Source organism: Thermasporomyces composti (genome assembly GCF_003386795.1).
GTDB classification, from domain to species: Bacteria; Actinomycetota; Actinomycetes; order Propionibacteriales; family Actinopolymorphaceae; genus Thermasporomyces; species Thermasporomyces composti.
Genome location: NZ_QTUC01000001.1, coordinates 194,579 through 217,108 on the forward strand (window position 1 = coordinate 194,579; position 22,530 = coordinate 217,108).

The following is a 22,530-nucleotide window of genomic DNA, read 5'->3' on the forward strand; positions in this document are numbered from 1 at the left end:
GGCCTAGATGGCGGAGTCGTCGTCGTCCTCGAGCAGAGCGTTGAGGCGGGGCGTCGCCGCGCCGCTGCTCACGCGGTCGCCACGGTCCACCCGCTCGCCACTGCCGCCGATCGCCGACGGCTGCTTGTGGGCGTTGACGGGCCGCGGGCCGTTGGACGACTCCACGTTCGGCGCGGGAATGCTGTTCTCGACGCTGCCCTGGCTGGCGAGCAGCCGCAGCTGGCTCTCGAAGTAGGCCTTGAGGCGGCTGCGGTACTGCCGCTCGTAGGCGCGCAGCTCGTCGACCTCGCGCTGCAGACGAGCCTTCTCCTTGTCGAGCTGGCCGAACAGCTGGTTGCGCTTCTCCGCGGTCTCTCGCTCCAGCTGCTCCGCCTTCGCCCGGGCCTCGGACTCCAGCCGGCTGGCCAGACCACGAGCCTCGTTCTCCATCCGCTCCGCGCGGGCGCGAGCCTCGGCGAGGATGCGGTTGGCCTGCTCCTTGCTCTCGGCCACGAGCTGGTCGGCGTTCTGGGTGGCGATCTCGAGAAGACGAGCGGCCGCGCTCGACGCCTCCGCCACGCTGGAGGGCCCCGCACCCTGGGCCTGCCTCACCATGGCGTCGTCGCCCATAGGCTGCTTGTAGACCCCCTCGCCGCGCTGCGCAGCCGCAAGCTTCTGCCGGAGGTCCTCGTTCTCGTGGTGGAGCCGCTCCAGTTCAGACTCGACCTCGTCGAGGAACTGGTCGACCTCCCCCATGTCGTAGCCCTCCCGCAAGCGGACGGGCGTGAAGCGCTTGTTGCGCACGTCCTCGGGTGTCAGCGGCATGACCTCACCTCAGGCTCGCAGGCTTCGACAACTGGCTGGGAGCAACGGTACCCGGTTTTGGGTGACAAACACCCGGGTGGGCTCCACATGCCGGTGACTTGCCACTCTATGCCATAAAGCTCAAGACGAGCATCTGCAGGACATAGATGATCACGATAAGTAGCAAAAAGGACAGATCGAGCGCGAAGCCGCCGAAGCGTAACGGCGGCACCACGCGGCGCAACGCTTTCAACGGCGGGTCGGTGGCGGTGTAGACCCCCTCCAATACCACGAGCAGGATCCCACTCGGCACCCACGACCGGGCGAAGACCTGAACCCAGTCCACGACCAGCCGGATGAACAGCAGCACGAGGTAGATCCACAGCGCGACGTAGATCAACTCGCCGATGACCTGCACATCCGCTCCTCAGGGTGGGCTGACCTTGGGTTTCGACCCTATCCCCGAGCGGTGCGGCACGCCGCTAGCCGGCCGAGGACCGGGGCCGGAGTGGTGCGCTGTGTGGTGCTCCGCGCCGGTCAGCTCTGGTTGAAAAAGCCCGCTTCAGCCATGCGTTCCTTGTCCTCGGCCCGCACGTTTACGTTGGCGGGCGAGAGCAGGAAAACCTTGGCTGTCACGCGCTCGATGCTGCCACGCAGGCCGAAGATCAGCCCTGCGGCGAAGTCAACCAGGCGCTTGGCGTCCGCGTCGTCCATTCCGGTGAGGTTCATGATCACCGGAGTGCCTTCGCGGAAGTGCTCCCCGATAAGCCGCGCGTCGTTATACGTGCGCGGGTGCAGGGTGGTGATGCGCGACGGCGGCGCCTCCGGCGCCACCCGGACCCGACGACGCTCGGGGAAGGGTGCGACGTTGCCCACCCTCTCCTCGTGCACGGACGGTGGTTCGCCCGACCGCGGCTCACGCTCGTCGGCGTCGTAGTCGCCTTCGTAGGCAGGGTCATACTCGTCGTCGTAGCGGCCCTGGTCTTCGACGAGACCGAGGTAGACCGCGACCTTGCGCAGGGCGCCCGCCATTGACCTCTCGCCTTCTTGGTTGAACTGCGACTGTCGAACCCGTCAAGGCTCCGTCCGCGATGACGCTACCTGTTCCTCGGCCGAGCACCTAGTAACCCACGCCCTATCCGCACGTGTGTCGCGCCGTGGCCGATCGCGGCCTCCAGATCGCCGCTCATCCCAGCCGAGATCCAGGTGGCCTCGGGGTGGCGAGACCGGACCGCCTGGGCGACCTCGGCGAGCCGCGCGAACGCGGACTCGGGGTCGACGCCGAGCGGTGCCACCGCCATGACGCCCGCGCAGAGCAGCCCGGGTGCCGCCGCGATCGCGTCCGCGAGCTCCACCGCGGCCGATGGGTCGGCGCCGCCTCGGCCTGGCTCGTCATCCAGGCGTACCTGGACCAGGCACCGGAGAGGGTCCGACCGGACTGATGCGACGGCCCGTTCCAGGGCGTGAACGAGCCGCACCCGGTCGACGGAGTGAACGACCGAGGCGTAGCGCGCCACGGAGCGGGCCTTGTTCGTCTGGAGCTGGCCCACGAAGTGCCAGGTGAGACCGAGGTCAGCGCATGCCGCTGCCTTCTCGCGCGCCTCCTGGTCACGGTTCTCGCCGATCTCGCGGACGCCAAGCTCGGCGAGGAGCCGGATGTCAGAGACGGGGAACGTCTTCGTCACCGCGACGAGGGTCACCTCGTCCGGGTGCCGGCCGGCACGCTCGCAGGCACGCGCGATCCTCGCTCGAACCGCAGCGAGGTTGGCGGCGAGCTCCGCGCGGCGTTCCGGCCGGTTAGCGTCGAGGTAGACCCGTGGCGACCCCGGCGTCACTTCAGGAAGTCGGGGATGTCCAGGTCGTCGCCCTCGTCAGGGGCCGGGCGCAGCGGTGGTCGACTGGACGAGAGCGGCCGGCTGACCGAACCCTCACCGCGCTGGCTTGACTCGGCGTGGGTGTCGGAGCGCGCGTACGGGCTGTTGCCCAGCAGCCGCTGACGCAGCTCCTGGGTCTGCGCAGCGAGGTCACTGGTCGGTCGCCCGACGTCGCCACCGGCTGCCGCGGCTGCCGTCCGCACCTCCGCCTCGCTCGCTTGCTCCGCCGCCGTGGGCGCCTCGGCCGGCTTGGTCGCCGCTTGGGCCTCGTGCTGGTCTGCGGCCGGCCCGGACGGCTGCTGCACCGAGTGCGCCGGCGCGTCAGGGGCGTGGCTGGTCTCAGCCGACTGACCAGCGCCGTTCGACGTGCGCGAGGTCGAGGATGCGGGCCAGCCGAGCTCCCCCGGACGCCGGAAACCGTAGACCTGGCCGCCCTGCGTCGGCAGCGAGCTCACTCCCGACCTGGACGCGGGCCGACCCGGTAGCCGTTCCTGTTGCTGCTCCTGACGACGTCGAGGCATCCCGCCATCGAAGCCCGCCGCGATGACCGTCACGCGGACCTCGTCTCCGAGACCGTCGTCGATGACCGCGCCGAAGATGATGTTGGAGTCCGGGTGCGCGGCCTGCGAGACCAGCTGGGCCGCCTCGTTGATCTCGAACAGACCGAGGTCTGAACCCCCAGCGATCGACAACAGGACACCATGGGCTCCGTCGATCGACGCCTCCAGCAGAGGGCTGGAGATCGCCATCTCGGCCGCTGCCACCGAGCGGTTCTCGCCCCGGGCTGACCCGATCCCCATGAGCGCCGAACCGGCGTTCGACATCACGCTCTTGACGTCGGCGAAGTCGAGGTTGATCAGACCGGGCGTGGTGATCAGGTCAGTGATCCCGGACACGCCCTGGAGCAGGACCTGGTCGGCCTGCTTGAACGCGTCGAGCACACTCACCTGACGGTCGCTGATCGACAGCAACCGGTCGTTGGGGATGACGATGAGGGTGTCGACCTCCTCGCGCAGGCGGTTGATGCCCTCCTCAGCCTGCGTCGCCCGCTTCCGCCCCTCGAAGGAGAACGGGCGTGTCACGACACCAATGGTCAAGGCGCCCAGCGACCGCGCGATGCGCGCGACCACCGGCGCGCCACCGGTGCCCGTCCCACCGCCTTCCCCAGCGGTGACGAAGACCATGTCGGCGCCCTTGAGGACCTCCTCGATGTCTTCGGCGTGGTCCTCGGCCGCCTTGTGGCCGACCTCCGGGTTGGCCCCCGCTCCGAGCCCGCGCGTGAGCTCCCGGCCGATGTCGAGCTTGACGTCGGCATCGCTCATCAGGAGCGCCTGCGCGTCTGTGTTGATCGCGATGAACTCAACGCCTTTGAGGCCGACCTCGATCATCCGGTTGACCGCGTTGACACCTCCGCCGCCGATACCGACGACCTTGATGACCGCGAGGTAGTTCTGCGGTGCCGCCACGACGCTCGCCTCTCAGTAGGAAATCCGCTCGACCCGGTCGTCCATAAACTCTCACCCTCAAGTAAAGGGTTATAGTTATGTCAACCTCGGCTGCCAGAACGGTACGGAAGCCGTGTCAGGCGAAGCAACACAACACGCCGTCCAGGGCTGGCGAAGCCGTGTCTTCGGCGTGTCCTGTTCCCGTCGCCGCCTCACGCCCGTGTCGCCGGGAACCTCGGCGCGCTCACGTCGTAGACCTTGGCTGGCAGGTGGCGCAACAGGACCTGGAGAACCTGAGCCTTCGCGGCTCCCTCCTCAGCGCTCCCCCATTTCACCACCACGCCGTCGGTGAGTCGTATCACCACCGACTCGACCGACTCCACCCGGACGACCTGCACCCGCGGGCGAAGGCTTCGGGGCAGGTCCGCCACCACCCGTGCACCGGCCCGACGTAGCTCCGGCGAGCGGCCGGCCGACGGCGCCGCCTCGACGATCGGCAACGAGGTCTTGACAGGGTCGACGGTTCGGAACGGCACACCCTCGACGTCAACCAGGCGATGGACGGCGCCTTCGCGCCACACGCCGACCGGGGTGCGCTCGGTGACGCCGATGCGGACCGTGTGAGGCCACGACCGTTCGACGGTCGCTGTCCGCACCGGCGGCAGCTCCATGACGCGTGTGCGGATGGCGTCCAGGTCGAGGCGGGCGAGGGGACGACCGAGCGGGACCGCGGCCGCCTCACGTACCTGCGCCACCGAAAGACCCGACGCCGTACTCACACCCCGGACCGTCACCTCGCGCACGTCGAGCAGGGACGAGAAGCCCACCGCCCACACGGCCGCCCCGAGCACGAGGAGCACTCCGGCGGCGATGAGCGGCACACGGAGCCGAGACAGCCGGCGGGCCCACTGCCTGCGGATGAATCGGCGGGCGGAGGACGGCACGGTCCCCGACCGCGCTCTCCGCGCCACGCGAGTCATCCTCGGATGTCCTGGTCGTTGTCGCCGGCCCCGGCGTCGGCGTCGTCTCGGCCGCCGACGAGCTCCAGGACTTCCGGGCCGATGAGTGCCACGTCCGGCGCCCCGAGGGTGAGCACCAGGTCACCCGGCCGCACCCGCTCGGCCACCCGGACCGGAGCCGCTGACCAGGAGCGTTCGTAGACGATGCGCTCCGCCGGGAGCGGGATGTGCGGGACGATCAGCGCGCCGGTGACACCGGGGATGGGGTCATCGCCGGTCGGGTCCATGACGACGACCTCGTCCGCGAGCCCGAGCGCCTCCCCCAGCTCCTTGTGAAAGAACTTGGTCCGGGTGTGCCGAAGCGGCCGGAAGCACACGACGACTCGCCCGTCCCCAGCCGCGCTCCGAGCCGCGCGGAGGGTGGCGACCATCTCCGTCGGATGGTGACCGTAGTCGTCGTAGACGCGGATGTCTCCCGCGCTGCCTTTGTACTCGAAGCGGCGGCGCGTGCCGGTGTAGCTCGACAAGCCCTCCCTCAGCTGAGCCGAGGGAAAGCCAAGGCCCAGTCCCGCCGTGAACGCGGCCGCGGCATTGAGGGTGTAGTGACGCCCGGCCACGTGGACGTCCACCGAGCCCACCCGGCGGCCGTCGACCACGAGGTCGAACGTCGAGCTCAACGGGTGGAGCTGGACGTTGTCCACCCGGACATCCGCTTCCGGCGACTCTCCGTAGGTGCGGACGTCGATGCCACGCGCACGGGCGGCCTCCGCCACCCGCCGGGCACCCGGGTCGTCGATGCAGGCGACGAGGACGCCGCCCGGCACGATCCGGTCGGCGAAGGCGTCGAAGGCGCGGTGGTAGTCCTCTCGGGACTCGTACATGTCGAGGTGGTCGGGGTCGACGTTCGTGATGACCGCGACCTCCGGGGAGTACTGCAGGAACGCGCGGTCGGACTCGTCGGCCTCCACCACGAAGATGTCACCCGTGCCGTCGTGGGCGTTGGTTCCGGTGTCGTTGAAGTTGCCGCCGATGGCGAACGACGGGTCGGCGCCACAGTGCTGGAGTGCCACCGCGAGCATCGACGAGGTGGTGGTCTTGCCGTGCGCCCCCGACACAGCGGCGACCCGGCGGCCGTCCATGACCGCGGACAACGCGGAGGCTCGGGAGTACAGCAGGAGGCCACGTCGCCGGGCCTCCACCACCTCCGGGTTGTTCTCCTTGATCGCCGTGGACACCACCACTGTGTCGACGCCGTCGAGGTGGGACGGGTCGTGGCCGACGTAGACGGTCGCGCCGAGCGCGCGGAGGGCGGTGAGCGTGGGCGAGTCCTTGACGTCGCTGCCGCTCACGGTCATCCCGCGGGCGAGCATGATGCGCGCGATGCCCGACAGCCCGGCGCCGCCGATGCCCACGAAGTGCACGTGCCCCAACTTCTCCGCTGGGATGATCTCCGGAGGCGGAGGAATGATCATCGGCCACCCTTTCCGGCATTCCCTGCGCTGGCGACCGAGCGGACCAGCTCGGCTAGTCGGTCGTCGGCGTCGGCGGGCACGAGGTCTCGCGCCACCTTGGACATCGCGGTCAGTCGGTCGGCGTCGGTGAGCAGCGCGACGACGTGCTCGCGGACCCAAGCGGGGGTGAAGTCCGCGTCATCGACGAGGAGACCGCCGCCGGCGTCGACCACGGGCTGGGCATTGAAGCGTTGGTGCCCCGCCACGGCCGGGTAGGGGACGAAGATCGCCGGCAGGCCGACCGCCGCGAGCTCGGTCACGGAACTGGCACCCGCACGTGCGATCGCCAGGTCCGCCGCCGCGTACGCCAGGTCCATGCGGTCGATGTACGGCACCGCGACGTACGGCGGTGCACCGGCGGGGCGGTCCGGCACGGTCACGGTGTTGCGTGGCCCGGTCGCGTGCAGCACCTGGATGCCCGCCTCGGCCAGCTCGGCCGCGGCGCCCGACACCGCTTCGTTGATGCGCACGGCGCCCTGCGAGCCGCCGGTGACGAGCAGGGTCGGCCGTTCGGGGTCGAGGCCGAAGGCCGCCCTCGCCTCGAGTCGAAGCGCGGCGCGGTCGAGGGTGGTGATCTCCCGCCGGAGCGGTAGTCCGACGAACGTCGCGTGTCGCAGCGGCGTGCCGGGGAAGCTCACCGCCACGTGCTCGGTGACGAACCGGGCCGCGAACCGGTTCGCGATGCCGGGGCGCGCGTTCTGCTCGTGCACGACCGCGGGCACCCTGAGCCGTCGGGCCGCCAGGTAGGCCGGCATCGCGACGTAGCCGCCGAAACCCACGACGACGCTCGCCCGGGTGCGCTGGATCACCGCCGCGGCGGCGCGCACCGCGCCCGCGAGACGGCCCGGCACGGTGAGCAGGCGAGGGGTGAGCTCGCGTGGCAACGGCACGCGCGGGATCGTGACGAGCTCGTAGCCCGCCGCGGGAACAACCCGGGCCTCCAGGCCTTCCTCGGTGCCGAGAAAGGTCAGACCCACGTCCGGGTCGGCCCGGCGGAGCGCGGCGGCGAGTGCCAGCGCGGGGCTCACATGTCCGGTGCTGCCTCCACCGGCGAGGACCACGTGCACCGACTCTCAACCCTCCTTCGAACGTGCCGAGCGACGCTTCCTGGCCGCACGGGCTGCCGCTCGGTCGGCGAGCGCGGCGCGCGCCGCCGGCTCGCTTCGAGCGAACGACACGAGCAGACCGATGGCGAACAACGTCGGAAGCATCGCGGACCCACCGTATGACACCAGAGGCAGCGGAATCCCGGCGATGGGAAGGAGACCCAAGACTGCGCCCATGTTGATCACGGCCTGTGAGGTGAGCCAGCCCGTGATCCCCGCGGCGGCCAATCGGACGAAGGTGTCCTCCACACGCAAGGCGATCCGCACCCCGGCGTAGGCGAGGGTGAGGAACAGGGCGAGGACGATCGTCGTCCCGGCTAGTCCGAGTTCCTCACCGATGACGGCGTAGATGAAGTCTGTATGGGCTTCGGGGAGAGAGCCCCACTTTTCCCGGCTGTTGCCGATGCCAACACCCCACCATCCGCCCGTCCCCAGAGCGAACAGCGAGTGGGCGGCCTGCCAGCCGGTGTCGTGGTAGTCGGCGAAGGGGTCGAGGAAGGAGGTCAGCCGCCTGATCCGGTGGGGAGCAGTGACCGCGAGGTAGGTCACCAAGGCGGCGACGCACACCACGAGCGCTGCGAAGAAGCGCATCGGGATGCCCACGACGAACAGCAGGACCAGCACCAGGGAGAAGAGCACCAGGGACGTCCCGAGGTCGCCTTGGCCGAGCACCATGGCCAGGACGACACCGCTGACCGGAACGAACGGGATGAACAGGTGCTTCCAGTCGTGCAGCAGGCGCGACTTGCGCGCGAGCAGGTCGGCGCCCCACAGCGCGAGCGCGAGCTTGGCGGCCTCACTCGGCTGGAGCAGGAACGGGCCACCGAACGACAGCCAGTTCCGGTTGCCGTTGATCTCCACCCCGAGAGGAGTGAAGGTCAGCGCCAGCAGCACGATCGCCGCCAACAGCCCCGGGAGGACCAACGCGCGCACCAGACGCAGCGGTAGGCGCGAGGCCACGAACGCCAGCGGTAACCCCGCCGCCACCCACATCAGCTGCCGGCTCGCCACCGCGTACGGGTTGCCGTAGCGCTGGAGCGAGTAGACGCTCGACGCCGAGAGCACCATGACCACGCCGAGCGCGAGCAGCAGGCCGCTGACTCCGAGTACGAGGTGGTACGAGGTCAGCGGCCGGTCGAGAGATCGCCTCGCGTCAGCCAGCCATCCCGTACGCTCCCGCGTCGCCGTCGTCACGCCGCTCCCACTCCGGTGACCAAGGGCCTTCGGTGACCAAGGGTCTTCCTCCACGGGTCGTGTCGTCAGCGACCTCCGAGCCGGCGTACCGACGCCGCGAAGGCGTCGCCACGAGCGGCGTAGCTGTCGAACAGGTCGAAGGAGGCACAGCCGGGGGCGAGGAGCACCGTGTCGCCCGGCTGGGCGAGCTGTGCGGCACTCGCCACGACACGATCCATCACCTCAGTGTCTCCGCCCGCCACCTCGACGACGGGGACGTCAGGGGCGTGTCGCGCGAGTGCGTCGGCGAGCAGGTGGCGGTCCTGCCCCAAGAGCACTACCCCACGCAACCGACCCTTGACAGTCTGCACCAGATCGTCGAACTCCTGTCCCTTGGCCAAGCCGCCCGCGATCCAGACCACCGGCTCGTAGGAGAGCAGGGACGCCAAGGCGGCGTGCGCGTTGGTCGCCTTGGAGTCGTCGACGTAGGTCACCCCGTTGTGCTCGGCGACGTACTGGATGCGGTGTGGCTCGAGGTGGAAGCCCGACAGGCCGGCCCGAACAGCCGCCGGTGGCACTCCGAAGGCGCGGGCGAGAGCGGCGGCCGCGAGCGCGTTGGCGATGTTGTGGGGCGCCTGGGAGGGCAGGTCATCCAGCTTGCACAGCTCCGCAGCGGAGGTCTGGCGCTGGGCGACAAAGGCACGGTCGGCGATGACCCCGTCGACGATCCCGATCATCCCGACAGCCGGGATTCCGGCGGTGAACCCGATCGCCCGACACCCTTCGACCACGTCGGCGGCCCGAACGAGGTCCTCCGTGGTGGGGTCGGCCACGTTGTAGACGCAGGCGACCTCACAGCCTTCGTAGATCTTGCCCTTGTCGCGGGCGTAGGCGTCCATCGACCCGTGCCAGTCGAGGTGGTCCGGTGCGACGTTGAGCACAGCGGCCGCCCGCGCGCCCAACGGCCGCGCCCAGTGCAGCTGAAAGCTGGAGAGCTCGACCGCGAGGACGTCGTAGGGCGTGGGATCGAGGACCGCGTCGACGACGGGAGACCCGATGTTGCCCACCGCGGCCGTGCGGAGCCCGGCAGCCCGCAAGATCGCCGCGACCATGCCCACCGTGGTGGTCTTGCCGTTCGTGCCGGTGACCGCGAGCCAGGGCGCGGGGCGTTCCGGGTCGCGGAGCCGCAACGCGAGGTCGACCTCGCCGAGAATCGGGAGGTCGCGCTTGGCCGCCTCCACCAGGAGCGGGGCGTCCGGCCGCCAGCCCGGAGAGGTGACCACCACGTCGACGCCGTCCGGGAGCGACTGGGTGGTGCCGGCGCCGAGCCGCACGTCGGCCCCCAGTGTCTCCAGGATCGTCGCCTTCTCCCGCTCGGCGTCGCCGTCCCGCTCGTCGACCACGATCACCCTCGCCCCGACCTGGAGCAGGCCGGCGGCGGCGGAGTACCCGGAGACCCCGATACCGGCGACCAGGACGGTCACCGTCGGCCACGGAGAGGTCCGATTGGCCTCGTCGAGCCAGCTCCGCACGTTCACGTCGGTCGTCATGTGCCAGTCACCCACTCGGTGTAGAAGATGCCCACCGCGCCAGCCACGCAGATCCCACAGATGATCCAGAACCGGATCACGATCGTGACCTCGTTCCAGCCCTTGAGCTCGAAGTGGTGGTGGATCGGCGCCATGCGGAAGATCCGACGTGGCGTCCCAGTCCGCCAGCGGGTGAACTTGAAGTACCCGGTCTGGATCATCACCGAGGCGGCCTCGATGACGAAGAGCCCGCCGATGAGGAGCAGCAGCAGCTCGGTGCGGGTCATGATGGCCATGCCGGCCACTCCGCCGCCCAACGCGAGCGCCCCCGTGTCACCCATGATGATCTTGGCCGGCGAGGCGTTCCACCACAGGAAGCCGAAGCACGCCGCGGCCACCGCGAACGCCACGACGGCCAGGTCGTAGGGGTCACGGACCTCGTAGCACTTCGGGCCCGGTTGATTGGCGCAGGACTGGTTGAACTGCCAGACGCAGATCAAGGTGTAGGCCGCGAAGACCATGACCGAGGCCCCCGTGGCGAGACCGTCCAGGCCGTCGGTGAGGTTCACGCCATTGGACGTGGCCGCGATCATGAGCAGGACCCACAGGACGAAAGCGACCGAGCCCAGGCGGAGCCATGGCACCTCGATGTCGCGGATGAACGAGACGAACGGCGAGCCAGGTGTGACGCCTCGCTCGTCGGGGAACTGCAAGGCCAGGATGCCGAAGATGATCGCCACCGAGATCTGGCCGGCGAGCTTTGCCTTGGCGCGCAAGCCAAGGCTGCGTTGGCGAGAGACCTTGAGGTAGTCGTCGAGGAAGCCGACGACCCCGAGCCCCACCATGAGCAGCAGGACGAGCACCGCCGAGGCCGACGGTAGGCGGCCGGCGTAGATGTGCGCGGCCGTGTACCCCATGACCGCGGCGATGATGATGACGACGCCGCCCATCGTCGGGGTGCCTCGCTTGGTGTGGTGCGAGGTGGGCCCGTCGTCTCGGATGATCTGGCCGTAACCCCGCGCGGCGAGAATCCGGATGGCGACCGGAGTGCCGAGCAGGGCGATCAGGAGGGAGACGCCGCCGGCAAGGAGGATCGCCTTCACGCCTCGCCCTCCGAGGCAGCCGTCTGCGCGCACAGCGCGTCGCCGAGGTAACGCAAGCCCGCGTCACGCGACGACTTCACAAGCACGACGTCACCCGGTCTGACCTCGCGACGCAGCAACCTCAAGGCATGATCGGCGTCCGGCACGACGACTGGCTCCTCTCCCATCTGTCCCCCGGACCTCGCCCCGCGCTCGATCGCGCGGGCTCCTTCTCCGACGACAACCAGCCGGGACACACCCAGCTCGGCGACGAGCCGACCGATGGCCTCGTGCTCTCTCGCGGAGGCCGGGCCGAGCTCGAGCATCTCCCCCAGCACCGCCCACGTCCGCCTGCCCTTGGCGATGGTCGGCAACGCCTGGAGCGCCGCTCGCATCGAGTCCGGGTTGGCGTTGTAGGCGTCGTTAATGATCGTCACCCCGTCTGGACGCTCCGTGACCGCCATCCGCCACGGAGACAACGGCACCGCCGCCGACAGCCGCTCGGCCACCTCGCCGAGCTCCATGCCGACAGCGAGCCCCACCGCCGCGGCGGCGAGGGCGTTGGACACATGGTGACGCCCCACGAAGCGCAGTCGCACCTCGGCCTGACCCTGTGGTGTCGCGAGAGCGAACGACGGCCGTCCCCCCTCGTCGAGCCACACCTTCTCCGCCCGCACCGCGGCATCCTCGGCCTCACCGACGAGCACCGTGGGCGCCGAGGAGCGGTCGGACATCCCCCGCACGAGCGGGTCGTCGGCATTGAGAACCGCCAGGCCGTCGTCGAGCAGCGCCTCGACAAGCTCCCCCTTCGCCCGGGCCGTCGCCTCTCGGCTGCCGAACTCCCCCACGTGCGCGAGACCGACGTTGAGCACCACGGCGATGTCGGGCGGCACCAGGTCACAGAGGTAGCGAATGTGTCCCACGCCACGGGCGCCCATCTCCAACACGAGGAAGCGCGTCTCCTCGTCGGCTCGGACCACGGTGAGAGGGACACCGAGCTCGTCGTTGAGGGACGCCTGCGGAGCCACCGTGGGACCGGCACCGGCGAGCACCTGGGCGAGCATGTCCTTGGTGCTGGTCTTGCCGCTGGAGCCGGTGATGGCGATCACCGAGGCGTCGACCAGCCGGCTGGCGACCACGTGCGCGAGCCGACCGAACGCGACGACGGAGGCGTCGATGTCGCGGTCGGGCGCGGGTGGCGCGACGATCGTCGGCAGATCGGGCAACGGTCGGCTGGCGAGGACAGCGACCGCACCCCGACGGACCGCATCCTCGGCGAAGTTGTGGCCTGGGCCGTCAGCGACGAACAGGCTGCCCGGCTCCGCCAGCCGAGAGTCCGCGACCGGTGGTGCCACGACCACGTCGTCCGGATTCGCGCCACGAAGCTCCCCGCCAACCACCGCCGCGATCTCGGCAAGCGTCATCGTGATCATGGGCCGGCGACCCTCCGCTCCGCGGCCTGCGTCGTCTCGGACATCTCGTGGAGAACCTCCTGGGCGACCACTCGGTCGTCGAAGGGATAGACCACTCCAGCGACTTCCTGCCCCTGTTCATGCCCCTTGCCGAGGATGAGCACGGTATCGCCGGGGCGGGCGGCACCGATCGCCCACCTGATCGCCTCCCGTCGATCGGGAACGTCCACGACGTCGCCACGCTCCGTGGCCGGCACGGCACAGGCGCCGTCGAGAATGGCTCGCCGCACCCGCGCGGGATCCTCCGAGCGCGGGTTGTCGTCAGTGATCACTACCATGTCGGCTTCCCGCGCCGCGACCTGGCCCATGAGTGGACGCTTGCCCTGGTCGCGGTCTCCGCCGCAGCCGAGAACGGCGATCACTCGCCCCTTGGTCCACTGACGAGCCGACCTCAGGACGACCCCGACCGCGTCCGGGGTGTGGGCGTAGTCGACGATCACGCTGAAGTCTTGCGGACCCGGCACTCGCTCCATCCGTCCCGGCAAGCCGGTGAACTCGGCGAACGCGGACACGAAGGCCGCGGGTTCGACACCGGCGGTCACCAGCATGGTCGCGGCGAGGAGGGCGTTGGCGACGTTGAAGTCACCGGGCAGGTTCAGGTTCAGCGCGTACCTGGCGCCCTCAGGCCCGACGATGCGGAAGCGGCTCGTCCCGTCGGACGTCAGATGGACCGCCTCGGCCCTCCAGTCCGCCCCGGGCGCACCGGCCGCGGAGCAGGTCACCACCTCGATGGGGGCGTGGCGGGCCAGGCGCCGGCCATAGTGGTCGTCCAGGTTGACCACGCCCCGCCGAGCACGGTCGGGATGGAAGAGCGCCGCCTTGGCGGCGAAGTACGACTCCAAGTCGCCGTGCAACTCCAGGTGGTCCTGCGTGAGATTGCTGAAGCCGGCGACATCGAACACGACTCCCGCCACCCGACCGTAGGTCAGGGCGTGGCTGGAGACCTCCATCGCCACGGCGGTCACGCCTCGCTCCCGCATCAACGCCAACAACGCCTGGAGCTCCGGCGCCTCCGGCGTCGTTCGCGCGCTCGGCAAGACCTCCTCGCCTACGCGAGTCTCGACGGTGCCGAGCAGGCCGGTCCGGTGACCGGCCTGGCGAAGGGCGACGTCGAGCAGGAAGGTCGTCGTCGTCTTGCCGTTGGTGCCGGTCACGCCGAGCATGAGGAGGTCCCGCGACGGGTGGCCGTAGATCCACGCCGCGAGCGGCCCGAGCACCGACTGCGGGTCAGGCACGACGATCGTCGGCAGGTCGGCCTCGCGGCAGGCGGCCGCCCCCGAGGGGTCGGTCAACGCGGCGACGGCCCCGGCGTGGGCCGCCTGCGCCGCGTAGTCTGCGCCGTGAGCGACCGTGCCCGGTCGGGCGATGTAGAGGTCGCCCGGCACCACAAGGCGGGAGTCCTGCGCCACACCGGTGACGGTGACTTCAGCGAACCCAGGGGCGGGGTCGGCACCCGCGACGCGTGCGATCTCGGCCAGGGTGTGACGAGGTGGGTTGGCAGGCCGCCGGCTCATCGGCTGGGCGGCGGGGACGGCCACGGCGTCTCCTCCCTCGGTCGTACTCGTGTGGCGTGTCTGGACTCACCTGGACTGTCGTCCGTGCGCACCCCGCAGCGTCGCCAGGACGGGACAGTGCGTTCCCTGGCCATCTGGGGCGTGAGAGTACCGCGCACACCACGCGGGCCGAACCGGCGCCCGCGCTACCACGTGAGCGGCATCGAGGGCGAAGTGCTACCCGTGGGCGGAACGCCGTACTTCTGCAGGGTGAAGGCCATGATGTCGCGGAAGACCGGGGCGGCGAGGCCACTTCCGCTGTTGTCGCCACCTTTGGGATCGTGGATGGCGACATAGACGACGAATCTCGGCTTGTCGGCCGGGGCGAAGCCGCCGAACGACGCCGTGTAGCCGCGGTAGCAGCCGCACGCGGGGTCGACTCGCTGCGCGGTTCCCGTCTTGCCAGCGACGCGGTAGCCCGGGATGGCGGCCTTCGGAGCCAACGGGTCCTCGCCCGTCACGACCTGCTCCATCATGCGCGCCACCGTCGAGGCGGCCTCGCGGCTGATGACCCGGGTGCGCTTCGGGGTGGACGCCCGCTCGACGCTGCCATCCTCCCGCACGAAACCTTTGATGAGCGTCGGCTGGACGCGGACGCCCGCGTTGGCCACCGCGCCGAGCGCCGATGCCATCTGTACGGCGTTGACGGACAGGCCCTGCCCGAAGGAGATCGTGGCTCGCCGGAGGTCCGACCAGTCCTCCGGGTCACCGAGGGAGCCCTTGCTCTCTCCCGGCAAGCCGACGCCGGTCGGCTGGCCCAAGCCGAACTTGCGCAGGTACTCGGCCTGCTCCCGCTTCGGCATCCGTTCCGCGGCAAGGATCGTCCCCACGTTGCTGGACTTGGCCAACGCGCCGGTGAAGGTCAGGTTGATGGTGCCGTGGTCCCAGTAGTCGCCGATCCGGTGACCGCCTCGCACCAGCGTTCCAGGCACGCGGATCTTGGTGTCAGGCGCGACGTAGCCGGCGTCGATCAACGCCGCGGCGGTGAGCACCTTCGCTACGCTCCCCGGCTCATACACCTCTTGCAAGGGGCGGTTGACGCGCTGCTCGGCTGGGGTGGCGGTCGGCTTGTTCGGGTCGTACGTGGGAACCGTCGCCACCGCGATCAGCTCACCCGTCGTGGCGTCGAGCACGATGGCGTCACCACTGCGGGCCTTGTGACGCCGGACCTGCTCGGCGAGCGCGCGTTGTGCCACCCACTGGACGTCACGGTCGATCGTCAACGCCACGTTCGCCCCAGGCACGGGGTCTCGCTCGGCGCTCTGCGCGAGCGGGATCTGCTGCCCGTTGGCGCCACGCTCGTAGACCCGATGTCCTTCCTTACCGCGGAGCTTGGCGTCGAGGGCGTACTCGATGCCCGCCAGGCCCTGACCGTCACCGCCGACGAAGCCGACGATGTTGGCCGCGACCTGGCCAGCGGGGTAGCTGCGCAGCGGGTCAGGCTCATGGAAGACGCCGCTGAGGCCTTCCGCCGCCAACGCCTCCTTGACTTTCGTCCAGGTGTCCGCGGGAACCTTCCGCGCTAGGTAGACGAACCGGCTGTTGGGTTTACGCAGCTTGGGGACGAGCTCGTTCGCCGGGACGTCCAGCAGCGGTTCCAGTACCTCGGCGATCTGCCTCGCGTTGGACCGCGTCATCGTCGGGTCCGCGGTCACGGCAACCGTGTCGACGGTGGTCGCCAGCGGGACACCACTGCGGTCGGTGATCTCGCCACGCTTCGGTCTGATGGTGACCTCGCGCAGTCGCTCCCGTGCCGCGGCGTGGGCGTAGCCCGCGGCGTCCACGGCCTGCAGCTCGAGGAGACGGCCAGCGAAGATGGACATGACGAAGGCCACCAGAACGAAGCCGACCTGCAAGCGCCGCTTCGTCTGACCCAGCACGAGCCTGCGACGGCGACGACGAGGGGGACGCGCCGGAGGGCGCGAGGGCCGGCGACGCGGCTCGGCTCGGAGGCCTTCGGCCCCCGTCGAACGAGCTCGTCTCGGCACACCCGTCGACGCCCTGGACGAGTTCGCCTTCGTGGTTGGCGTCGCCTTCTGGGTCGCCTTCCTTGTCGTACCGGCGGATTCCCGTCGGGTCGAGGCCGCCTCTGCGACACGCCCGCTGGTGGTGCCGGAAAGTGTTCGCCGAGCCGCCCTGCCCGTCGACGTCACCCGAGCGGCCGCGACTCGCCCCGTCGCCGCTCGGGTGGCGCCGACGCGGCGACCCACCCCCTGACCGGATCTCTGTCGCACGTTCGTCGCCGCGCCGCCTGTCCGCCGGCGTTCCTGCGGGATGACCGCCGGCTCGGGACGGCCACGGCGGGGTGGCCGGACACCGGTCATTGGTCTCCTCTCTGTTCGGGCAGCGCCGGCGCGGGGTTCACCTGGTCGTGCTGCGGTGCGGGGCTCGCCTGCGGACTCGCCGTACCGCGAGGCTGGGTCGGGGCACCTGGTGTCGGCGTGCCGTTCGGCTGCCCAGTCGGCCCGCCGCTGGGCGCCGGTGTCGGCCCGCCGGTCGGCCCTGACGTCGGCCGCGGCTGTGGCGTGGGCGGCGGGCTCGCGGGTACGGCGTCGCCCAGCACGGCTCCGTCGGAAAGGCGCAGGAAGACGGGGTTGGTATTGGGCACCATGCCGAGCGACCGCGCGCGTCGGGCGAGGACCTCCGGCGACTTGGCCTGAGCGACTCGCTGCTCGAGCTGGCCCTGCCGCTTCTCCAGCTCGGCCGTCGTCCGGCGCAGCTCGTGGATCGCGAACGATCCGCGCTGCAGCGACGTGTTCAACAGAAGCAAGCCGACGAGCCCAACCCCGAGGATGAGCACCACGAGCACGACGAACGCGGCTCGCGAGGGAGCCGGCGGCGGCGTGGGCACGACGCGCAGCCTCGTGCGCGGCGTGGGCGTCGACGACGGCGCGGGTTTGGCGTGCAACAGACTCATCCGGCTCCCCCTTGACGGACCGTCCGACGGCCCTCTCGAATCCGTTCGGCAGCCCGGAGCCGAGCCGACGCCGCGCGGGGGTTCCGCTGCACCTCCGCGGGCGTGGGCTTCTCCGCTCCACGAGTGAGGAGCCGGAGCACCGGCTCGTGTTCCGGCGGCACGACCGGCAGTCCTGGCGGCACGTCGGGCTGGGCTAGGGCCCCGAGCGTGCGCTTGACCAGCCGATCCTCGAGCGAGTGGTACGACAGCACGACGATCCGCCCACCGACCGCGAGCGCGTCGAGGGCGGCAGGTAACGCCCGCTCCAGAGTGGTCAGCTCGGCGTTGACCTCGATACGCAGCGCTTGGAAGGTCCGCTTGGCGGGGTGGCCGCCGGAGTGTCGACCACGGACGACGCCGCGGATCAGCTCGACCAGCTGCCCACTCGTCCGTAACGGCTCCGCACGACGCGCTCGGACGACCGCGTCGGCGATCCGCCGCGCATGGGGTTCCTCGCCGTAGACGCGGAAGATCCGGGTGAGCTCCGACGCCGAGTAGGTGTTGAGGACGTCCGCGGCAGTGCGTCCGGTCGTCGGGTCCATCCGCATGTCCAGTGGGACGTCGCGGCTGTAGGCGAACCCACGCGCCGGCTCGTCCAGCTGGAGCGAGGAGACACCGAGGTCGAACAGCACACCCGCGACGCGCTGGAGACCGAGTCGGTCGAGGACTCGCGGGAGCTCGTCGTAGACCGCGCGTTCGACAGTGACGCGGTCACCGAACGGGGCCAGCCGCCGTCGAGCCAGGGCCAGCGCATCCGGGTCCCGGTCCAGACCGACCACCCGAACGTGGTCGTGTTCACGCAGGATGCGCTCGGCATGACCGCCAAGGCCGAGGGTGGCGTCGACCACGACAGCGTCGGGCTCACGCAGCGCCGGAGCGAGCAGCTCGGTAACGCGCTCGACAAGCACGGGAACGTGGGCGGGCTCCGTCCGTGCGTTCATCATGGGCCCGCCTCAACCTGGGGATCCGACCAGAACTCGCAGCGCGATCACGACAGCCGACGAGGCGACGAGGGAGAAGGCGGCGACCGCCAGCCGGGCGCGCAACGCCTCCCGGACAGACCCGTCGCATAGCGGCGTCTCGCGCCTCGGCGCCTCGTCGGTCGGGATCCGGGGTGGTGCGACACAGGACGCGCCACCATGACCGTGGGCGAGGAACGGCGGATGGCCGTGCACGGGCCCGTGCGGAAGCGTGGCCATACGACGGCTACCGCTCCCTTCGTGACCTCGTTCGTTCACGCCGCCCCCCTCTACTGCAGAATTCGTGTCGTGCGGCCAGGTCTCCGCCCGCTCTCCGGGGAAGCCGCCGTCTGGCGCCGGGGAAGGTGCGTCAGAAGGCGCGAGGAGCGGGCTGGAGACCTCGCCGCACGCGTCCGTCTCAATGAGCTCCCGCCGTCCCACCCGTGAGGCGGGTGCTCGACCGGTCGTGGCGCCGCCACGCCACGCCCGCGGTTCACAGGATCCCGGGCAACACCTCCTCGCTCAGCTCGGCGAAGACCTCTTCCTGCTCGCTGGAGTAGCGAGCCCACGCCTCCGCGTCCCAGATCTCCACGCGGTTCATGGCGCCGATGACGACGCAGTCGCGCTTCAGTCCGGCGTACTCGCGCAGCATCGGCGGGATCGTGATGCGGCCCTGCTTGTCGGGCTTCTCGTCCGACGCACCTGCGAACAGCATCCGCAGGTAGTCGCGAGCAGCCTTGTTCGTGACGGGTGCCTGCCGCATCTGTTCCGTGAGGCGGGCGAACTCAGACATCGGCCAAACGTAGAGACAGCGCTCCTGCCCCCGTGTGACCACAAGCCCCTCCGCCAGCTCGTCACGGAACTTGGCTGGGAGGAAGAGCCGACCCTTCTCATCCAGCCGGGGAGTGTGGGTGCCGAGGAACGTGGCAGCCACCTCCCCGTGTAGCAATCAAGGTGCCGCTCTCCACCACTGGCCGCCACTTTACCCCACTTCCCCCCACGGTCAATCATTCCCGGCCGTGTCGCGACAGTCCTCCGCGTCGCCACGCTGCGCACAATGTCGCAGGTCAGAGGCCGAATACGAACAGTGACGAGAGGACTGTCCGGGGAGTCGGACGCTCCGCGCTGCCCCCGTTCAGCCACGCAAAGGACGACGCTCCACAGAGCCGGTCCGCCACCGTCGCGCACGGGCCCGCTGGGCTTCGCGAGCGGCGAGCTGACCACGCGAACGCGCGACGCGGGTGGAGGTGGTAAGGCACGTGGGGGCAAGGCACGTGGGGATGAGGCCGTGCAGGTCGTGCAGGTAAGGCAGTGGAGCGACGTGGAGCGGCCCGCGGCTCACTGGCGGGTGTGGCACCGGGGAGTCCCGGAGACGACGACCTCGCCGCGTGACACCCACCGGCATGTCCCGGAACCGGGGATGGGCTTGGCGCCTCGGCGTACCTTCGAATTCGAAGGGGTACCGGCTCCTGGCTGACGGCGATCGGGCACGATCTTGAAGGCGAAGGGATTTCGTCGTTCGTCCCACACGTCGCCGGCGGTCTGTTGCGGGACCCCACGCGGGTGTGACAGGAGCAGGCACGCTGTGAATGGACGAGGAGACCCTGATCTGCCGCCCCACGCAGTACTCGAACCTGACAGACTCAGAGCCAACACTCGCCGCCCCGCGCGGCCCTGCCGGTAGAGGGAGGCCATGGTGTCGACCGGCCCGACAATCGAGCCGACGAGGCGGCCCGGACGACGCTGGGCGCCGGCTGCGGACTTTCCCTATCTCGCTCAGACCATCGCGCAGGTACGCGGTGCGGTCGAGAACGTGATCGAGGGCAAGCCCGAAGTCGTGAAGGTCGCGCTCACGGTTCTGCTCGCCGAGGGCCACCTCCTCATCGAGGACGTGCCAGGCGTCGGTAAGACGATGCTGTCGAAGGCGCTGGCCCGCTCCATCGACTGCACTGTACGCCGGATTCAGTTCACCCCCGACTTGCTTCCGAGTGACGTCACCGGCGTCTCCGTGTACAACCAGGAGACGCGGGACTTCGAGTTCCGGCCCGGTGGCATCTTCGCGAACATCGTGGTCGGTGACGAGATCAACCGCGCGTCGCCCAAGACCCAGTCCGCCCTCCTGGAGTGCATGGAGGAACGACAGGTCACCGTGGACGGCACCACCTACCACCTGGAGCCGCCGTTCATGGTGATCGCGACTCAGAACCCCATCGAGATGGAGGGCACCTACCCCCTGCCCGAAGCGCAGCGAGACCGTTTCATGGCCAGGGTCTCCATGGGCTACCCCAGCGTTCAGGCCGAGCTGCAGATGCTCGACACCCACGGCGCGCGCTCGCCGTTGGACGACTTGGAGCCGGTCACCGACGCCCGGGAGATTGCCAAGCTCATCGACATCGTGCGGGGCGTCTACGTCGCCGACGCGGTCAAGGAGTACGCCTTGGCGCTGGTCACCGCGACCCGCAACTCCCCCGAGCTACGCCTCGGCGCCTCGCCACGGGCCACGCTGCACCTGCTCCGCGCCGCTCGGGCCGCGGCCGCGCTCGACAACCGCGAGTACGTCCTTCCCGACGACATCCAAGCCCTGGCGGTCCCAGTCCTGGCGCACCGACTCCTGCCGGCCGCCGAGGCACAGGTCGCTCGGCGCACCCCCGAGCAGATCGTCGCCGATCTCCTCCGGACCGTGCCGGTACCGGACCCGCAGCGTCGTCGTCGGTGAGCTCGATGGGCGGGCGGTTCTCCTCGCTGACCACACGCGGCCGCGCGTTCCTCGCCGCGGGTGTCGCCGCCGCCGTCTGTGCGCTCGGCCTCGGGCAGAAGGACCTCCTCCGGGTCGCCGTCTTTCTCCTCGCCCTGCCCGTCGTGACCGTGCTCATGGTCGCGAGGACCCGCTACCGCATCGCCGCGTCCCGCTCCATCACTCCCGTCCGTGTCCAGGTCGGGCAGCAGGCGGTGGTGCGCTTACGGCTGGAGAACGTGGGACGAGCGCCGACGGGCCTGCTGCTGCTCGAGGACACCGTGCCGTACACGCTCGGTTTCCGACCTCGCTTCGTCCTCGATCGGATGTCGAGCCGGTGGCGACGCGAGGTTGCCTACTCCGTCCGTTCCGATGTTCGTGGTCGATACCCGATCGGCCCCCTGACGCTGCGCGTGACCGACCCGTTCGGCCTCGTGGAGCTCACCCGCTCCTTCAAGGCGCGCGACCACCTCCTCGTCACGCCCGCCGTCCACCCCCTGCCATCCGCGCGGCTGGTCGGTGAGTGGGCCAGCAGCGGCGAGAGCCGGTCCCATGCCGTGGCAGCGGACGGCGAGGAAGACGTCACTGTCCGCGAGTACCGCGACGGTGACGACCTTCGCCGTGTGCACTGGCGCTCCAGCGCTCGCCGCGGCGAGCTCATGGTGCGGCGTGAGGACCAGCCATGGCAGGCACGGGCAACCCTGCTTCTCGACACCCGACGCATCGCCCACCGAGGCAGCGGCCCAGCGTCCTCATTCGAATGGGCGGTGAGCGCGGCCGCTTCCGTGGGGGTCCACCTGCTCCGACACGGCTACTCCGTCCGATTCCACACGGACTCCGGCGTCTCGGTGACGGCGTCCGCCCGGGAGTCCGGGCTCTCCGTCGAGGCCGAGGGCTTACTCCTCGACATGCTGGCCGTCGTGGGACAGTCGTCGGTGGGTCAGCTCAGCCAGATCCCCAGCCTGTCCGTCGACGGCTCCCCTGGACTGCTCGTCACGGTCCTCGGTGTGCTGACACCGGCCGACGCCGAGGCGCTTGTTCGCCTCCGCCAAGGGAGCAGGAACGCCTTAGCCATCGTCACGGACGCGCCGTCGTGGGCGATGCAGAAGGAACGCTCGCCCCAGCAGGTGGCTGAGCAGCTGTCCGACAGCGTGCGCATGCTCCGGCACGCGGGATGGAAAGTCGCGGTCGCTACCGCTGGCGACACCGTTCCCGCGGTCTGGGGCGAGCTGGTCGGGGCGGCGGGCCGGCCCGGGCCGCCGACCTCTGGCACGCCAGCGTCGACATCACCGTTCCATACGGTAGGTGTGATGCCGCCGAGCCGACCGGCCTGACGGGGACGCCGACCGGTCGTCGACCGGCTCGGCGACGTCTGGCTCTGACAGACCGAGAGC

20 protein-coding genes are annotated in these 22,530 nt (G+C 70.1%); 2 read left to right on the forward strand and 18 right to left on the reverse strand.

The genetic code is table 11. From position 1 onward, the window contains the following. Window positions 1-3: 3 nt before the first annotated feature. The 18 genes from DFJ64_RS00840 to mraZ form a co-directional block, all read right to left on the reverse strand. Entirely contained in the window at window positions 4-804 is an 801-nt protein-coding gene (locus DFJ64_RS00840; protein WP_115848704.1) for a DivIVA domain-containing protein, read from the reverse strand. A gap of 106 nt (window positions 805-910) precedes the next feature. After that, window positions 911-1,201, reverse strand: coding sequence for a YggT family protein (locus DFJ64_RS00845; RefSeq protein WP_115848705.1), 291 nt, complete (start codon window positions 1,199-1,201; stop codon window positions 911-913). A gap of 119 nt (window positions 1,202-1,320) precedes the next feature. Beyond that, complete coding sequence (locus DFJ64_RS00850) at window positions 1,321-1,815, reverse strand: cell division protein SepF (protein WP_115848706.1); 495 nt, start codon at window positions 1,813-1,815, stop codon at window positions 1,321-1,323. 65 nt (window positions 1,816-1,880) lie between these two features. Further along, the gene (locus tag DFJ64_RS00855) at window positions 1,881-2,618 is read right to left on the reverse strand and encodes a YggS family pyridoxal phosphate-dependent enzyme (protein WP_115848707.1); all 738 of its coding nucleotides are present in this window, start codon (window positions 2,616-2,618) and stop codon (window positions 1,881-1,883) included. After that, window positions 2,615-4,123: a cell division protein FtsZ gene (ftsZ, locus tag DFJ64_RS00860; protein ID WP_115848708.1), complete on the reverse strand. Its 1,509-nt coding sequence runs from the start codon at window positions 4,121-4,123 to the stop codon at window positions 2,615-2,617. The genes DFJ64_RS00855 and ftsZ overlap by 4 nt, the downstream gene beginning before the upstream one ends. Before the next feature lie 191 nt (window positions 4,124-4,314). After that, window positions 4,315-5,073 (reverse strand): cell division protein FtsQ/DivIB, encoded by a 759-nt coding sequence (locus DFJ64_RS00865; protein WP_170152456.1) that lies wholly within the window; start codon window positions 5,071-5,073, stop codon window positions 4,315-4,317. Window positions 5,074-5,078: 5 nt separating this feature from the next. After that, the gene (murC, locus tag DFJ64_RS00870; RefSeq protein WP_115848710.1) at window positions 5,079-6,533 is read right to left on the reverse strand and encodes a UDP-N-acetylmuramate--L-alanine ligase; all 1,455 of its coding nucleotides are present in this window, start codon (window positions 6,531-6,533) and stop codon (window positions 5,079-5,081) included. Continuing rightward, the gene (gene murG / locus DFJ64_RS00875; RefSeq protein ID WP_115848711.1) at window positions 6,530-7,639 is read right to left on the reverse strand and encodes an undecaprenyldiphospho-muramoylpentapeptide beta-N-acetylglucosaminyltransferase; all 1,110 of its coding nucleotides are present in this window, start codon (window positions 7,637-7,639) and stop codon (window positions 6,530-6,532) included. The genes murC and murG overlap by 4 nt, the downstream gene beginning before the upstream one ends. Before the next feature lie 6 nt (window positions 7,640-7,645). Continuing rightward, a complete protein-coding gene (gene ftsW, locus DFJ64_RS00880; RefSeq protein ID WP_245940874.1) occupies window positions 7,646-8,872 on the reverse strand; it encodes a putative lipid II flippase FtsW in 1,227 nt (408 codons plus the stop codon). A gap of 65 nt (window positions 8,873-8,937) precedes the next feature. Beyond that, window positions 8,938-10,401, reverse strand: a complete 1,464-nt coding sequence (gene murD, locus DFJ64_RS00885) for a UDP-N-acetylmuramoyl-L-alanine--D-glutamate ligase (RefSeq protein WP_115848713.1) — start codon at window positions 10,399-10,401, stop codon at window positions 8,938-8,940. After that, the gene (mraY, locus tag DFJ64_RS00890; RefSeq protein ID WP_115851709.1) at window positions 10,398-11,483 is read right to left on the reverse strand and encodes a phospho-N-acetylmuramoyl-pentapeptide-transferase; all 1,086 of its coding nucleotides are present in this window, start codon (window positions 11,481-11,483) and stop codon (window positions 10,398-10,400) included. The genes murD and mraY overlap by 4 nt, the downstream gene beginning before the upstream one ends. Then, window positions 11,480-12,895, reverse strand: coding sequence for a UDP-N-acetylmuramoyl-tripeptide--D-alanyl-D-alanine ligase (locus tag DFJ64_RS00895; protein ID WP_115848714.1), 1,416 nt, complete (start codon window positions 12,893-12,895; stop codon window positions 11,480-11,482). Before DFJ64_RS00895 ends, mraY begins: the two co-directional genes overlap by 4 nt. Further along, a complete protein-coding gene (locus DFJ64_RS00900) occupies window positions 12,892-14,472 on the reverse strand; it encodes a UDP-N-acetylmuramoyl-L-alanyl-D-glutamate--2,6-diaminopimelate ligase (protein WP_115848715.1) in 1,581 nt (526 codons plus the stop codon). Before DFJ64_RS00900 ends, DFJ64_RS00895 begins: the two co-directional genes overlap by 4 nt. Window positions 14,473-14,633: 161 nt before the next feature. Beyond that, window positions 14,634-16,367, reverse strand: a complete 1,734-nt coding sequence (locus DFJ64_RS00905; RefSeq protein WP_245940875.1) for a peptidoglycan D,D-transpeptidase FtsI family protein — start codon at window positions 16,365-16,367, stop codon at window positions 14,634-14,636. Between the two features lie 440 nt (window positions 16,368-16,807). Then, window positions 16,808-17,404 (reverse strand): cell division protein FtsL, encoded by a 597-nt coding sequence (gene ftsL, locus DFJ64_RS00910; RefSeq protein WP_147304554.1) that lies wholly within the window; start codon window positions 17,402-17,404, stop codon window positions 16,808-16,810. Further along, complete coding sequence (gene rsmH / locus DFJ64_RS00915; RefSeq protein ID WP_425452151.1) at window positions 17,401-18,387, reverse strand: 16S rRNA (cytosine(1402)-N(4))-methyltransferase RsmH; 987 nt, start codon at window positions 18,385-18,387, stop codon at window positions 17,401-17,403. The genes ftsL and rsmH overlap by 4 nt, the downstream gene beginning before the upstream one ends. Window positions 18,388-18,396: 9 nt before the next feature. Further along, the gene (locus tag DFJ64_RS00920) at window positions 18,397-18,642 is read right to left on the reverse strand and encodes a hypothetical protein (RefSeq protein WP_115848718.1); all 246 of its coding nucleotides are present in this window, start codon (window positions 18,640-18,642) and stop codon (window positions 18,397-18,399) included. Between the two features lie 253 nt (window positions 18,643-18,895). Further along, on the reverse strand, window positions 18,896-19,336 hold the full coding sequence (mraZ, locus tag DFJ64_RS00925; RefSeq protein ID WP_115848719.1) for a division/cell wall cluster transcriptional repressor MraZ: 441 nt from the start codon (window positions 19,334-19,336) through the stop codon (window positions 18,896-18,898). 759 nt (window positions 19,337-20,095) lie between these two features. Here mraZ and DFJ64_RS00930 point away from each other — a divergent pair. Together DFJ64_RS00930 and DFJ64_RS00935 are read left to right on the forward strand one after the other, a co-directional pair. Then, entirely contained in the window at window positions 20,096-21,118 is a 1,023-nt protein-coding gene (locus DFJ64_RS00930; protein WP_211310450.1) for an AAA family ATPase, read from the forward strand. 5 nt (window positions 21,119-21,123) lie between these two features. After that, window positions 21,124-22,470, forward strand: coding sequence for a DUF58 domain-containing protein (locus DFJ64_RS00935; RefSeq protein WP_115851712.1), 1,347 nt, complete (start codon window positions 21,124-21,126; stop codon window positions 22,468-22,470). The last annotated feature ends 60 nt before the right edge of the window (window positions 22,471-22,530 follow it).